Here is a 14179-nt window from a genome sequence, read left to right on the forward strand (position 1 = left end):
CGACACCCGACACCCGACACCCGACACCCGACACCCGGCACCCGGCACCCGGCACCCGGAGATCGTGGTCAGTCCGTGGTGGTCGTGGTCGGTGGGGCTCGGTGGGTGTGGCCGGTTTCCGTGGTCCGTGGCCGGTGTTGGTTCTGGCGGGCCCTTTTTCCGGGACGTGTCGGTGGTGGTTCGGGCGGCTTAGCTTCGGGGTGTGCGAAATGGCTTTCGGTTGTTGGCTGTTCTCGGTGCCGTGTCGGCGCTTTCGGCTCCGGTGGCGGTTGCCGCTCCGGAGCTGCCCGCGATCTCCCCGGTGCTGCGGTCCCACCAGGAGTGCCGCACCGGGTCCACAGTGGAGCTCGACGAGAAGCCGTGGGCGCAGGCCCAGCTCCGGCCGGAGCGCGCCTGGCCGCACGGCAACGGTGCGGGCGTCACGGTCGCCGTCGTCGGCAGCGGCGTGGACGCGACGTCCCCGGCGCTGGCCGGCCGGGTGACCGGTGCCGGTCCGGACTGCGTCGGCTACGGCACCTTCGTCGCGGGCATCATCGCCGCCGCACCGCGCCCCGGCGGCGGCTTCTCCGGAGTCGCGCCGGGCGCGCGGATCCTGGCCGTGCAGGCAACCGACCAGCAGGGCAACGCCACCGCGGACAGCCTCGCAGGCGGCATCCGCCAGGCGGTGGCGGGCGGTGCGCGGATCATCTCGGTGGCAGCGGAAGCAGCCGCCCCGAGCGACTCCCTGGCCGCCGCGGTGCGGGAGGCCGCAGCCGCAGGCGTCGTCGTGGTCGCTCCCGCGTCGACCGGCACCGGCGAGGAGGTCGTGCCCGCGTTCCCCGCCGCCTACCCGGAAGTCCTGTCGGTCGCCGCGATCGACCCGAAGGGCGCCCCGGCCCTGGTCGCACCGGGAGTCAAGGTGGACATCGCGGCCCCGGGCGTGGCGATGACGGGCATCGGCCCCCGCGGCAACGGCCTGTTCATCTCCGGCGGAGACGCCGTCGCCGCCGCGCAGGTCTCCGGCACCGCCGCCCTGGCGCTCTCCTACCGCCCGAACCTGACCGGCGCCGACCTCGCCCGGCGCCTGCGCGACACCGCCTACCCGCCGCCGGGCGGCGCTCCGCACCCGCTGCTGGGCAGCGGAGTCGTAGACCCGGCGACCGCGGTGACCGCGGAATTCCCCACGGCGGAAGGAAAACCGCCGGTCGTCCCGGCAGCGGTGCACATGCCGCCACCGGTGGACCCGACCCCGGACATCACTGCCGCGATCGTGGCAACCGCCGCCGCAGTCGTGATCGGCACCGCTGCCGCACTGGCGGTCGTCATCCCCCGCGGCCGGAAGCGCCGCTGGCGCCCCGCCCCCTGACCACTCACCCCGACAACGGACCCCGTGCAATTTCAATTGAAATCGCACGTCTGATTTCAATTGAAATTGCACGAATCCCGACGCACCGTCGGTGTGTCGGGTGCCCGACACGCCGACGGGTGGGCAACTTCCATTGAAATCGAAGGTGCGATTTCCATTGAAATTGCCCAGGTGGGGCCGGTCACCGGCCTGGGCCGGGCTCGGCCTCCGGGGCTTCCACGAGCTTCACCCGGCTGACCCGCTCGTGCCAGCCCAGCGCGGCGACCATCACCACCACCAGCGCGAAACCGGCCCACTGCGTCGCGCTCAGCTCCGCGCCCAGCACGAACACCCCGATGATCGCCGCCGTCGCCGGGAACGACAGCTCCGCCAACGTCGCCCGCGCCGCGGGCGTGGTGCTCAGACCGACGTAGTACAGGCCCAGCGCCAGCAGCCCGGGGATCAGCGCCAGCAGCACCAGGCCGAACGCGTTGTCCCAGCCGACCGCCACCGGCGAGCCGCTGACCAGCAGGACCACCGCAGCCGCGGGCAGGCCGATGGAGAACCGCAGCGCGGTCACGTCCCGCGCCGGAATCCGGCGGCTGACGTACCGGCCCAGCACCGTGCCCGCCGCCCACAGCGCTGCCGCGCCCAGCGCCAGCAGCGCGGGCACCACCTGCGACACCTCGATGTGCAGCGGGTCTTCGAACGCCAGCAACCAGGCCCCGACCAGCGCCGGGACCGCGAACAGGAAGTAGCGCCCGGTCAACCGCTCGCGCAGCAACGCGTAGGACGCCACCGCGGCGAAGATCGGCTGCAGCTTCTGCAGGACCAGCGGCGTCACCGGATCGCCGCACTTGAACGCGGTGGTGAACAGCGCGGTCGCCAGCGCCGACGAACCGATGCCGACGGTGATCATCGCGATGCGCTCGCGCGGCCCGCAGGCCAGCAGCGCGCGCCACGCGCGGGGCAGCAGCGGCGCCAGCAGCAGCACGATGATCACGTGCTCCCAGAACACCACGCTGGCCGAGGGCAGCGTCGTCGCGAGCGGTTGCCGCCAGAGCGCGTCGGTGCCCCACATCGCGGTGGCCAGCGCCACCAACCAAGTCCGGTCCGCACCCCGCGCCAACGCCATGCCGCCAACCTAACCGCGAATCGATCTCGCATTCGCCCCGGTTCACATGACAGGACACCGCGCGCACCCCGTCCTAGGCTCGATCCGGAGAGCACCCACCTATGCCCGTGGCCGCGAGATCGACATCACGGGCAGAATCGACACCGCTACAGCAGGTGACGGATAAGGACGGATACCCATGCCCCAGCAGCGGACCCGACTGCTCAGTTCGATCCTCGGCGCGTGCGCGGCGGCCGCGCTGGTCGCGGGGTGCGGCGGCCAGCCCGCCGAGGAGGGCACTCCCGAGGAACACCCCCCGGGCCACGAGCAGGAGACCCCTGGCCAGGAGCAGCAGACCGCCGCGGCCGCGCGCACGACCGCGACCTACGGCTCCTTCACGCCGGACGCCAAGGCGGTCACCTACGACCCGGCCCTGGTCCCGGACGGCGCCAAGGTCGACCTGGCCTCCGAGCGGACCAACGGCAGCACCAAGATCACCGTCGAGCTCGAGGGCCTGGTGCCCAACCGCGAGTACGGCGCGCACGTGCACACCAAGCCCTGCGGCCCGACCGGTGAGGACGCCGGCCCGCACTTCCAGGAGAAGGCGGACCCGGTCAAGCCGTCGGTGGACCCGGCCTACGCGAACCCGCAGAACGAGGTGTGGCTGGACTTCCACACCGACGCGCAGGGCAAGGCGACCGCCACGACGGAGGGCAACTGGTCCTTCGACACCCGCCAGGACGCGAAGTCGTTCGTGATCCACGAGAGCCACACCCACACCGAACCGGGCAAGGCGGGCACGGCCGGAGGCCGCCTGGCCTGCCTCAACGCCAAGTTCTGACCGTCCCCGCGGGGTGACGGTGGAGGGCGCTCGCGGGCGGGCGCCCTCTTTTCAGGCCCCATTCTTTAACTGACCACTCAGTTAATCTGCTAGCGTGACGGCATGGCCCGGACCGCCGATCCCGAACGCGCCGCCGCGCGGCGCGACGCGATCATGCGCGCCGCGATCGCGCTGTTCGCGGAACAAGGCTTCGAGAGCACCTCGGCCGCGGAGATCGCCAAGGCCGCCGGGCTGAGCTCGGGCAGCGTCTTCTACTACTTCGCGGACAAGCGGGCGGTGTTCCGCGCGCTCTTCGAACGGGACCTGCCCGCCGCCCGCGAGCTCGTGGCGCGGCACGCCACCGGTGACGACCCGGTGGCCTCGCTGCTGGCGATGGTGGACGTGCTGGCCGCGGACGCGATGGATCCGCTGGCTCCCGGGATCATGGTCGAGCTCGTCCGGCAGGTGGGCAAGGACCCCGAACTCGCGCGGCTCATCACCGAGACCGCCGCGACCCAGCACGCGGGCTTCGCCGCGCTGGTCGAACGCGGCATCCGCGCCGGCTCGATCGACCCGGCGCTGGATCCCGGCGAGGCCGCGCAGTGGATCCAGGTCGCCATCGACGGCGCGTTCCTCAACGCCGATCCCGACCACGATCCGCGCCCGATGCTGCGCCGGATGATCACCCGATTCCTCTCCCGACCGTGCGACCACGCCGGAGACCACGCATGACACCCCTTGCGTCAACAAGGGGGCAGGAGTCCTACTCAACCGCACCCCAGGGGACCGTGATGCAACCCAGCCACCAGAAATCGCAAAGCGCGAGAACAACGCCAAACGCGACCACCGCTGAAAATTCCGGAGAGGCGGGACAGTCCACCACGCTCCGCCTCCAGAGCTCGGTGCTCTGGGCGCTGGGGATCGGCTGCGGCGCGCTCGGTCTCGGCCTGGGCTTCCTGGCCAAGCCCCTGGTCAACTGGATCGTCGACCTGATCGGCGACGCCCCCGGCCCGCTGCGGCTGGCCGCCGAGCTGCCGACGGTCTGGGCGGTGCCGGTGCTGGCAGTCGTCGGCCTGCTCGCGGGCGCCTGGCTGGCGGCCGAGGCGAAGAAGGAGGCCTTGGAGCTGACCGTCGACCCGGCGGGCGTCCACCTCAAGCAGGACGGCGCCGAGCGGTACCTCCGGCGCGACCGGATCGACGCGGTGTTCCAGGACGGCAAGGAGCTGGTCTTCCTGGACGCGACCACCCGGCAGCTGGCCCGCCACAAGTCCTCCGACCTGTCGAAGAAGCAGGTCCGCGAGGCGTTCGAGCGCCACGGCTACCCGTGGGCGGGCGCGGCCGACCCGCGCGAGAACGAGTTCCGCAAGTGGGTGGACGGCCGGCCGGGCCTGGACGAGGAGGCCAACGGCCTGCTCCGCGCCAGGGCCCGAGCCCTCACCGACAAGCAGCGCGGCGCGGCGGCCGACCTCGCCGACCAGCTCCAGGCCATCGGAGTGGTCCTGCGCGACCGCGACGACACCCAGCAGTACCGCCTGATCCCCGGCTAAGCGAGCTGCCGCCGCAAGGCGTCGTAGGTCGGCGCGAGCTCCCGCAGGATCCCGGCGGCCTCGCGGTCCTCACCGACGACCAGCGGATGCTGGAGCGAGCCGACCAACCGCGCCTGCTCGGAAGCCACGGTCGCGGCCCCGGTCAGCCCGATCCACTGCAAGCACGTCGCGGCGTCGGCCAGCCGCCGCGCGCCGACGCGGACCGCGAAGTGCACCAGGTGCCCGCGAAGATCATCGCCGCAACCGGATTCGACCTGCTCCGCCAGCGCGAGCGCGGCGGCCCCGCTGCCCGCCTCCTCGCGCAACCAGTGCCTGGCCCGGTCGAGCGACGCGCGGATGGCCGCCTCCGGCTCGACCCGCGCGGTCCGGCGGAAGTCCGCGCGCAGCGTGAACGGCTCGCCGTAGTCGACCGCGTCGGCCCGCCAAGCGGCGACGAAGTCCGCCACCGGCAGCCGCGAGTGCGGATAGCCCTGCGGATCGTGCAGGTGGACGTGGTCGCCGTCGATGCCGAGCACCACGACGTAGTGGTCGGCGCCGATCGGCCCGGTCATGCTCGGCTGGTACCGCAGGTGCCCCATCTCGACCGGCCCGACCATGACCGGCGCCACCGCCACCCGCTCGGCCAGCCGCGCCAGCGCGGCATCGGCCGAGCCGCCGCTGGTGGTCTCCGCGCTCCACCCGAAGGCCGCGAGCGCGTCGTCCACCCCGATCCCGGGATCCCACCCGGGCGGATCGAAGAACGGCAGCTCCGGCCCGGCGAGCTGCACGCCGAACGGGCTCCCGGTCGCGGTCTCGACGACCCCGACCCCCGGAGCCTCGCGACCGAACATCATGACCAGGCAGCTGGAATAGCAGTAGGGACCAGATCCGGCATAAGCGATCACCCCGTCAACCTGGCAGTTTTCGGGCCGAAACACCACACCCGGAGTCGCAGGCCGCCCCGCGCGACCCGCACGGCGGGCGGCACCCGGGCCGAGGGGGATGAAGGTCGTTTGGGGCGTCGGCGACAATGGGGGGCGTGACCGCCACTTTGTCCAAGCCCGCCTTGAAGATCGGCCCGCACCAGGTCGATCCGCCGGTGGTGCTCGCGCCGATGGCCGGGATCACCAACGTCGCCTTCCGGCGGTTGTGCCGGGAGTACGGCGCCGGGCTCTACGTGTGCGAGATGATCACCAGCCGGGCGCTCGTCGAGCGGCATCCCAAGACGCTCGAGATGATCACCTTCGACCCCGACGAGCACCCGCGCTCCATGCAGCTCTACGGGGTCGACCCGGTGACCATGGGCAAGGCCGTGCAGATGATCGTCGACGAGAACCTCGCCGACCACGTCGACATGAACTTCGGCTGCCCCGTTCCGAAGGTGACCCGCAAGGGCGGCGGTTCCGCGCTGCCGTACAAGCGGCGGCTGTTCGCCGAGATCGTCCAGGCCGCCGTGCGCGCCGCCGAACCGGCCGGGATCCCGGTGACGGTGAAGTTCCGCATCGGCATCGACGACGACCACATCACCTACCTCGACGCGGGCCGGCTGGCCGAGGAGAACGGCGCGGCGGCGGTCGCGCTGCACGGCCGCACCGCGGCCCAGCGCTACTCGGGCACCGCGGACTGGACGGCCATCGCGCGGCTCAAGGAGCACGTCAAGACCATCCCGGTGCTCGGCAACGGCGACATCTTCAGCGCCGACGACGCGCTGCGGATGATGGCCGAGACCGGCTGCGACGGCGTCGTGGTCGGGCGCGGCTGCCTGGGCCGCCCGTGGCTGTTCCGCGACCTGCAGGCCGCCTTCGCCGGCGAGCCGATCCCGGAAGGGCCGAAGCTCGGCGAGGTCGCCGGAGTGCTCAAGCGGCACGCCGAGCTGCTGGCCGATCACATGGGCGAGGAGAAGGGCCTGCGCGACCTGCGCAAGCACATGTCGCAGTACCTGCGCGGCTTCCCGGTGGGCTCGGACCTGCGGCACCAGTTCGGCCTGGTGTCCAGCCTCGCGCAGCTGGACGACCTGCTGGCCGGTCTCGACCCGGACGTGCCGTTCCCGACCGACGCCGAGGGGCCGCGCGGCCGCCAGGGCTCGGCGGGCAAGGTGGTGCTGCCGGAGGGCTGGCTCGACGATCCCGACGACATCACCGTGCCCACCGCGGCGGAGATCGACCACAGCGGCGGCTGACCACCCAGATGCCGAAAACCGTTGCGCGCGGCCGCTTCCGGCCGAGTGTCCTGATCGGAGCGTCGGTGCTCGCGACGGCGTGCGCGGCACCGCCGGAGGAGCCCGCCGCGGTCGGCATGGTCGAGCGGTACTTCGCGGAGAACAACGCCGCGGCGCGGTCCGGGCCCGCGGCGCAGCAGGAGTTCTTCCGGCGCACGCAGCACCCCGACTTCACTGACCTGAGCTGCGACCTCGGCGACACCGCGGTGGAGCTGGACCCGGCGATGTCCACCCTGCGCCCCGATCCCGGCTACGCCCCGGACGGCGTGGCGCCGCGCGGCGAAGTCTGGGTGGTCGGCGTGGAGGTGACGACCCGGACGGCGGGCACCGTCACCGGGCACCAGATCGGTTCGCAGCACCTCGTCGTGCTGGACGGGCGGCTCCGCGGGTTCGCCCCCTGCCCGAACGGATGACTGATTGCGTGATCAAATGCCGGTAACACCGCAGCGGGTCGGCTCCGATGAACCAGCAATGCGGTGGCGATACGTACGTGTTGCTCTGCTCGTCCGTGCGGGTGGGTCCGTTCCGTTTCGCTTCCACATCCACCGCGCGCCCGGTACACATCCTAGGCAGCTGGGGATTCGAACGATGCTCGTCAATTCGGGCTGGGCTAGGGGGTCAGCCGGTTGAGCGAATTGGGCGAGAGCCGAGTCAGACCAGCTCAAGCGATGCGTCACACCCGACGACACCACGGACGGGAGGTGAGTGCGATGACCGGACTGCGCAACGGTTTCGCCGGACCAGAACCCCTGCGCGAGGGCGAAGCGCCTGTTCTCCCTCCCGGCCCGCGCACCCGCCAGGACCTGGCCAACGGGACCGGGATGGCGGATCTGCACGAATCGATCGCGAGCCTGCTGGCCTCGCGAGGCCAGTGGCGCCAGGCCTACCACCACCTGCGCTCGGCGCTGGACCTGCGCTCCAGCGCGGACGTGCCACGGGTGCCGGAGCAGCTGCGGCACGAGGTCAACCGGCTGCGCCGCGAGCACGCCGAAGCCCGCGAGCAGAGCCTGCGCGACAGCCTCACCGCCAGCTACAACCGCCGCTACCTGGACGAACGGCTGGCCGACCTGCTCACCGAGCACGCCGGCACCGGTGCCGGGCTCGCCATCGCGCTGGTCGACCTCGACTGGTTCAAGCAGGTCAACGACAACTACGGGCACCTGCTCGGCGACCGGGTGCTGCAACGGGTGGTCGACCTGCTGCAGAAAGCCCTGCCCAGCGGCGCGTTCTGCGCGCGCTACGGCGGGGAGGAATTCGTGCTCGTGCTGCCGGACATCGAGCCGGCGGCCGCGGTCGCGGTGTGCGAGACCGCCCGCTCCCTGGTGGAGACGTTCCCGTGGTCGCAGATGGCCCCGGGGCTGCGGGTGACGGTCAGCATCGGCGTCGCGCACGAGCACACCGCCAGCGGGCCCGCGCCGGTCTCCGCCGAGCAGCAGTTGATCAGCGCGGACGCGCTGCTCTACGCCGCGAAGCAGTCGGGACGCAACGCGGTCGCCCACCGCACCGGTTCCGATGTCCGTTTGGCCGGGATTGCCGCCGAGCGACGAGGAACACACCCGCGAAAGGTGGCCGGTTACTGATCGCACCTGCTCGGCGTCTCTCGGTGTAATCGAGAGTGTTTGCGCCGGTCAACGGCATAGCACGGTTGGCCGTATTAGACGAGACGCCACGATCGATCGTGCACTGATTGTGAAGAAATTGTCGGTCCTATCGTCAGTTCGGGCGATCGGCCGTACTATCTCGGAGGCGCCGTCCGATACACGTCGGGGGGTATCGAGCGCGTCGGCATCGAGCAGACCGTTGGATTTCACTGGTGGGAGGGAAAACGCGTGCCGCAAGACCCCCGGCATGGCGAAGTCGGGCGCCGGCGTTCCGCCCGCCCGGAACCCGATCCGGAAGAAGGCTCAGCCGGAACCGGTCGACGTCGCCGCGCACTGAGCGAGGACGGCACGGGCGGTACCCGAGTCATAGACCTGCTCTCGAAGCACGGCAAGGCCCCCGGTGGCTCCAACCACCGGCGCGCGGCCGAGCCGGAGCCGCCGCAGGCCCAGCCGCCCCGCCGCGCCCGTCCGCCGCAGCCCGCTCCGCCCGCGCCGCAGGAACCGGCAGCGCGCCCCCCGGAAGCGGCACCGCGCCGCCGCCAGGCTCCCCAGAACCGCCCCAGCGCTCCTCCCGGCTGGACGCCGCCCGCCGCTGCGCGCCCCCCGCAGGCGCCCGCGGGTGAGCCGCGCCGCCGCCAGGACACCCCGCCTCCGCCCAGCCGCCGCCCGGCGGCGGGTGGCGCCGCAGCCGCCTTCGCCGGTGGCGCCGCCGCCCGCAGCGGACGCCCGGACGCCCCCATCGAGCCGCCGGTCAACGGCGTTCCCCGCACCGGCGCCCCGGTCGAGCCCCCGCGCAGCAGTGGCCCCGTCGAGCCGCCCCGCAACGGCGCTCCGGCGCCCGGTGCCGAGCCCACCCGGGTCACCCAGGCCCTGGGCGGCGAGGCTCCTCCGGCCAGCCCGCCGCGCCGGATGCGCCGACCGGCCCCGAGCCGCCCGGTGCCGCCCCCGGTCAACGAGGACCTGGAGGCCACCACCCAGCACGCGCCGGTTCCCCCCGCGCCTCCGCGCGCCGAGGCCACCTCGGTCGTCTCGCGGTTGAACCCGGAGGACCAGCAGACCACCATCGCCAAGCCCGTCGCGCCGCCGAGCGCGGCCAAGCCCGTCGCGCCCGCGAGCGCCGCCGAGGAGACCGCGATCGTCGCGGCCCCGGACGACCTCGCCGAGCTGGACGAGTTCGACGAGCTGGACGACGACGACCTCGAAACCGACCTCGACTCCGACGACGAGGAGGAGGACGAGGATCGCGAGGCCGACATCAAGCAGATCGACGCCACGCTCGCCCGGTTCTCCGCGGTGCACGACGAGATCGCCGCCGAGGAGGAGGCCCGCCGCAAGAAGTTCTCCTGGCTGCTCGGCAAGCGCAAGGAGCCCGAGCTCGGCACCGACATGCCCTTCGACTTCCACGAAGGACGGGACGGGCAGTCCCGGATGGAGTGGAAGAAGAAGCAGCGCAAGCGCCGCACTCACCTGATCGTGGCGGCGGTCGCGGTGGCGGCCTCGCTGTCGGTGTTCCTGACGCTGGGCTTCGCCTGGGGCGCCACCACGTTCTGGGGCCCGTCGTCCATCGCGGCGCTGGACCCGGAGTCCGACTCCATCAAGGAGGTCGCCAAGCAGACCGGCGACCAGAACTTCCTGCTCGTCGGTTCGGACACCCGCGCCGGGGCCAAGCCGGAGGACGGCGTCGGCTCCGAGGACGAGACCGTCGGCGCCCGTTCGGACACCACGATGATCGCGCACATCCCGGCCGACCGGAGCCGCGTGGTCCTGGTGTCGTTCCCGCGCGACCTGCAGGTCGACCTGCCCGCGTGCGAGCGCTGGGACGCCAAGACCGGCCAGTACACCGGCCAGCAGGCGCCCGCGCAGCAGGACGTCCGGCTCAACGAGGCCTACGCGGTGGGCGGTCCGCTGTGCACCACCAAGGTCATCCAGCAGATCTCCGGCCTGCGGGTGGACAGCTTCCTGGGCATCGACTTCAACGGCTTCAAGTCGATGGTGGACGCGGTGCAGGGCGTCGAGATCTGCACCGAGAAGCCCATCGTGGACAGCACCCTGGGCACCGTGATCCCCACCGCGGGCAAGCACACCATCAGCGGTGACCAGGCGCTGAACTACGTGCGCGCCAGGCACGTCGAGGGCGACCCGACCTCCGACTACGGCCGCATGCAGCGCCAGCAGCTATTCCTGTCGGCACTTCTGCGCAAGACCACCTCCGGCCAGGTGCTGCTCGACCCGGGCAAGCTGAGCGGCTTCGTCAAGGCGGTCAGCGCGAACACCTTCGGCGAGAACGTCGGCGCCGACCGGCTGATGGACCTGGGCCAGCAGCTGCAGGGCCTGGACCCGAGCCGCGTCACCTTCATCACGGTGCCCACCACCGGCTACGCCAACGACGAGGGCATGGAAGAGCTGCGCGAGGCCGACACCCAGGCGCTGTTCCAGGCCATCCTCGACGACAAGCCGATCATCGCCGACGCGAAGACCAACCAGCCCAGCGGCGGCGGAGCGGCCTTCCGCCAGCAGCCCGCGGACCCGTCCACCCCGGAAGAACCGGCAGCGCCGACCGGCCTGTCCACGGTGAACGCCGGAACCGACATCTGCGGCTGACCAGCGACGACCGCACGGACCGGCCATCGTCAGGCAAGCGGCGCAGCCGCTTCCGGCGGTAGACAGCGACCGTGACACAGGGCTGGCACCGATCGGCAGGGGCCACATGCGCCGCAAGGCGCATAACCCACCTACGGCGCTTGCACCGCCGCGGGTTCTCAGGCGTCGCCTGGCGAGGACAGCCCGTTTGCCGTGCATCGGACATGCACAAGAACGGGATCCCGCAGCCAGGCGGCGTCGGAGGTTCCGCTACTCGCACCGCCACGCCGAACGACCGCATGAGCACCCGGAAGGGTTTTCTCATGGCGTGTTAACCGTTGGTTCACCACGGGTCATTCTGTCCGATTACCGGTGGAAGTACCCTGGGTAGCATGCGTGAGGTCTACCAGGAACAGCTCGGCGAGCTCGCCGAAGAACTCGCCTCGATGTCGACCAAGGTCGGCACCGCCATGGAGCTCGCCACCAAGGCACTCCTGGAGGCCGACCTGGAGTTGGCGGAACAGGTCATCGAGGAGGACGCGCAGATCGACGAGGCGCGGGCCCGCGCGGAGGAGCACGCCTTCGGGCTGCTCGCCCTGCAGGCCCCGGTGGCCGGCGATCTGCGGACGGTCATCTCCACCATCCACACCGCCGAGGACCTGGAGCGGATGGGCGACTTGGCGCTGCACGTGGCCAAGACCGCGCGCCGCCGCCACCCGAACGCGGTGCTCCCCGCCGACGTGCAGCCGTACTTCGCCGAGATGGGCCGGGTCGCGGTCAAGCTCGCCGGTCGCGCGGGCAGCGTCATCCAGACCCAGGACGTGGAGGCCGCGCGCGGGCTGGAGGAGGACGACGACGAGATGGACGACCTCCACCGCCACCTGTTCACGGTGATGATGAGCCCGGACTGGTCGCACGGCGTGGCCGCTGCCGTGGACGTCACGCTGCTCGGCCGGTTCTACGAGCGCTTCGCCGACCACGCGGTGTCGGTGGCCCGCCGGGTGGTGTTCATCGTGACCGGAAAGATGCCGAACAGCTGAGCGGTTCTCGCTGGTCGTCGACGGTGTGACCGAGGAAGTATTAATAGTCGGTCTCAGCACTCGATGCTGTGATCGCCATGTGCGATCCTCGTTCGGGTGAGAACGTACCGAACCGCGGTCGATGAGGTGCGCGGTGCGTAAGAGTCCGACCGTGCACAGACGACGGCTGGGCAGCGAGCTTCGGCGGCTGCGCGAAACGGCGGGGCGCACCCATCGCGAGGTCGCCGCCCACCTGGACTGCTCCCAGGGCAAGATCAGCCAGATCGAACTCGGCCGGGTTCCGGTCCGCACCTCGGACGTGCGGCTGATGGCCGAGTTCTACGGGGCGACCACCGAGCAGCTCGCATCGCTGGTGGACCTCGCCCAGGACTCCAAGCAGCGCGGCTGGTGGCAGAAGTTCCCCAGCACCGCGCAGCGGCCGGGGCTGCAGACCTACCTCGGCCTGGAGACCTCGGCCAAGGCGGTGAGCTGCTACGGCGCGGACCCGCTGCCGGAGCTGCTGCAGACCGCGGACTACAGCCGCGCGCTGCTGACCGCGGACGCGCACGAGCACACCCCGGAGGAGCTGCAGGAGCGGCTCACGGTGATCTCGACGCGCCAGCAGCGGTTGCTCGGCGAGCAGCCGCTGGAGCTGTGGGCGGTGCTGGACGAGTCGGCGCTGCGGCGCGCGGTCGGCGGCCCCGGCGTGATGCGCCAGCAGCTGGAGCACCTCGTGCTGCTCGGCTACCGGCGCAACGTGACGCTCCAGGTGCTGCCGTTCCGGGTGGGCGGGCATCCGCTGATGGCCGACCGCATCGCCGTGTTCTCCTTCCCCGACGAAGCGGACCCGCAGGTGGTGCACCTGGGCGACTCGGCGAACTCGCGCTTCCTGGACAAGGCCGCGGACACGGCGGACTACCTCAAGGCGTTCGAGCAGGTCTGCACCCGTGCCCTCAACCCGAAGGACTCCAGCGCCTTCATCTCCGCGATAGCCGACGAATCCGCGGCCGCCTGACGACGCCTGCGCAACTTCAATGGAAATCGGACGTCCAATTTCCATTGAAATCGCACCGGTCCCGGCGTGTCGGGCACCGGACACACCGGGAGGTCCGCAACTTCAATTGAAATCGCACGTTTGATTTCAATTGAAGTTGCGGATCAGCGGTTCCGGAGGTGGTCCATCGTGGAGCGGTCGGCGGGGAAGAAGGACTCGATCGCCAGCTCGGCGACCGTGACGTCGAGCGGCGTGCCGAAAACCGTTGTGGTGCTGAAGAACGACAGCTCCGCTCCACCGTGGCGGAAGCGCAGCGGCACCACGACGTCTCCGGCGCCGGGCAGTTCCACTTCGGGCACCGGCTGATCGCACGGGTAGTCGCGGAGCTCCGCGTGGAGATCGCGCAGCACCGGGTCGGCCGTCGCGGTCGCCTGGCGGTGCAGCCTGCTGAGGACGTGCGCGCGCCACTCGCCTAGGTTGACGATGCTCGGGGCCAGGCCCGCCGGGTGCAGGCTCAACCGCAGCACGTTCACCGGTGGTTCCAGCAGATCCGGCGCCGCGCCCTCCAGGAAGAGCCCGGCGCTGTCGTTGCCGTCGATCAGCTGCCAGTGCCGGTCGACCACCAGCGCCGGGTTCGGCTCGTGCCCGGCCAGCACCTGCCGCAGGGCCGCGAGCACCGCGGCCAGCTCTGGCGCGTCCAGCGAGCCGGCCGGGTAGGCGGGCGCGTAGCCGCCGGCCAGCAGCAGGCCGTTGCGCTCGCGCAGCGGGACGTCGAGCTGTTCGCTGAGCCGCAGGATCATCTCCTTGGTCGGCTTGGAGCGGCCGGTCTCCACGAAGCTGAGGTGCCGGGCGGAGATGTCGGCGTCCAGCGACAGCTGGAGCTGGCTCAACCGCCTGCGCTCGCGCCATTCCCGCAGCAGCGCGCCCACCGGGCGCGATTCCACCGTCGTCACACCACGACAGTAGCCACCGCCGCCATTACC

General features: G+C 71.5%; 13 protein-coding genes. 10 read left to right on the forward strand and 3 right to left on the reverse strand.

Annotated features, from left to right (window positions below):
* Nucleotides 1-241: 241 nt before the first annotated feature.
* Nucleotides 242-1345: a S8 family serine peptidase gene (locus tag C4T78_RS26615; RefSeq protein WP_177247652.1), complete on the forward strand. Its 1104-nt coding sequence runs from the start codon at nt 242-244 to the stop codon at nt 1343-1345.
* Nucleotides 1346-1526: 181 nt separating this feature from the next.
* On the opposite strand, the gene C4T78_RS26620 is transcribed toward C4T78_RS26615, so the two are convergent.
* Nucleotides 1527-2459: a DMT family transporter gene (locus C4T78_RS26620; RefSeq protein ID WP_093354487.1), complete on the reverse strand. Its 933-nt coding sequence runs from the start codon at nt 2457-2459 to the stop codon at nt 1527-1529.
* Between the two features lie 178 nt (nt 2460-2637).
* Between C4T78_RS26620 and C4T78_RS26625 the strand changes: the two genes are divergently transcribed.
* From C4T78_RS26625 to C4T78_RS26635, 3 genes are all read left to right on the forward strand, one after another.
* Entirely contained in the window at nt 2638-3279 is a 642-nt protein-coding gene (locus tag C4T78_RS26625) for a superoxide dismutase family protein (protein ID WP_093354489.1), read from the forward strand.
* Between the two features lie 102 nt (nt 3280-3381).
* On the forward strand, nt 3382-3990 hold the full coding sequence (locus tag C4T78_RS26630; protein WP_093354492.1) for a TetR/AcrR family transcriptional regulator: 609 nt from the start codon (nt 3382-3384) through the stop codon (nt 3988-3990).
* A gap of 59 nt (nt 3991-4049) precedes the next feature.
* On the forward strand, nt 4050-4805 hold the full coding sequence (locus tag C4T78_RS26635) for a YqeB family protein (protein ID WP_441347031.1): 756 nt from the start codon (nt 4050-4052) through the stop codon (nt 4803-4805).
* Here C4T78_RS26635 and C4T78_RS26640 read toward each other — a convergent pair.
* Nucleotides 4802-5635 (reverse strand): YobF C-terminal domain-containing protein, encoded by an 834-nt coding sequence (locus C4T78_RS26640; RefSeq protein WP_235863629.1) that lies wholly within the window; start codon nt 5633-5635, stop codon nt 4802-4804. The genes C4T78_RS26635 and C4T78_RS26640 overlap by 4 nt on opposite strands.
* Nucleotides 5636-5814: 179 nt before the next feature.
* On the opposite strand from C4T78_RS26640, the gene dusB reads away from it, so the two are divergent.
* The 6 genes from dusB to C4T78_RS26670 all read left to right on the forward strand — a co-directional run bounded on the left by dusB (nt 5815) and on the right by C4T78_RS26670 (nt 13217).
* Nucleotides 5815-6963 carry a tRNA dihydrouridine synthase DusB gene (dusB, locus tag C4T78_RS26645; protein ID WP_177247653.1) on the forward strand — a complete coding sequence of 383 codons (1149 nt, stop codon included), beginning with the start codon at nt 5815-5817 and terminating at the stop codon, nt 6961-6963.
* Nucleotides 6964-7028: 65 nt separating this feature from the next.
* A complete protein-coding gene (locus tag C4T78_RS26650) occupies nt 7029-7415 on the forward strand; it encodes a hypothetical protein (protein ID WP_235863630.1) in 387 nt (128 codons plus the stop codon).
* Between the two features lie 297 nt (nt 7416-7712).
* Nucleotides 7713-8582: a GGDEF domain-containing protein gene (locus C4T78_RS26655; protein ID WP_093159563.1), complete on the forward strand. Its 870-nt coding sequence runs from the start codon at nt 7713-7715 to the stop codon at nt 8580-8582.
* A gap of 249 nt (nt 8583-8831) precedes the next feature.
* The gene (locus C4T78_RS26660; RefSeq protein WP_235863631.1) at nt 8832-11204 is read left to right on the forward strand and encodes an LCP family protein; all 2373 of its coding nucleotides are present in this window, start codon (nt 8832-8834) and stop codon (nt 11202-11204) included.
* Between the two features lie 371 nt (nt 11205-11575).
* Complete coding sequence (phoU, locus tag C4T78_RS26665; protein WP_093354504.1) at nt 11576-12223, forward strand: phosphate signaling complex protein PhoU; 648 nt, start codon at nt 11576-11578, stop codon at nt 12221-12223.
* Nucleotides 12224-12374: 151 nt separating this feature from the next.
* On the forward strand, nt 12375-13217 hold the full coding sequence (locus C4T78_RS26670; protein WP_093354506.1) for a helix-turn-helix domain-containing protein: 843 nt from the start codon (nt 12375-12377) through the stop codon (nt 13215-13217).
* Between the two features lie 143 nt (nt 13218-13360).
* Here the strand turns inward: C4T78_RS26670 and C4T78_RS26675 are convergent, their stop codons facing one another.
* The gene (locus C4T78_RS26675; protein ID WP_235863632.1) at nt 13361-14149 is read right to left on the reverse strand and encodes a helix-turn-helix domain-containing protein; all 789 of its coding nucleotides are present in this window, start codon (nt 14147-14149) and stop codon (nt 13361-13363) included.
* Nucleotides 14150-14179: the final 30 nt, after the last annotated feature.

Source organism: Saccharopolyspora kobensis (genome assembly GCF_900108315.1).
Classification (GTDB): Bacteria; Actinomycetota; Actinomycetes; order Mycobacteriales; family Pseudonocardiaceae; genus Saccharopolyspora; species Saccharopolyspora kobensis.

Bases quoted from the DNA above. Each gene is read 5' to 3' on its own strand.
- C4T78_RS26620 (WP_093354487.1), bottom strand. From the start codon at position 2,459: ATGGCGTTGGCGCGGGGTGCGGACCGGACTTGGTTGGTGGCGCTGGCC.
- C4T78_RS26625 (WP_093354489.1), top strand. From the start codon at position 2,638: ATGCCCCAGCAGCGGACCCGACTGCTCAGTTCGATCCTCGGCGCGTGC.
- C4T78_RS26630 (WP_093354492.1), top strand. From the start codon at position 3,382: ATGGCCCGGACCGCCGATCCCGAACGCGCCGCCGCGCGGCGCGACGCG.
- C4T78_RS26635 (WP_441347031.1), top strand. From the start codon at position 4,050: ATGCAACCCAGCCACCAGAAATCGCAAAGCGCGAGAACAACGCCAAAC.
- C4T78_RS26640 (WP_235863629.1), bottom strand. From the start codon at position 5,635: ATGTTCGGTCGCGAGGCTCCGGGGGTCGGGGTCGTCGAGACCGCGACC.
- dusB (WP_177247653.1), top strand. From the start codon at position 5,815: ATGGGGGGCGTGACCGCCACTTTGTCCAAGCCCGCCTTGAAGATCGGC.
- C4T78_RS26655 (WP_093159563.1), top strand. From the start codon at position 7,713: ATGACCGGACTGCGCAACGGTTTCGCCGGACCAGAACCCCTGCGCGAG.
- phoU (WP_093354504.1), top strand. From the start codon at position 11,576: ATGCGTGAGGTCTACCAGGAACAGCTCGGCGAGCTCGCCGAAGAACTC.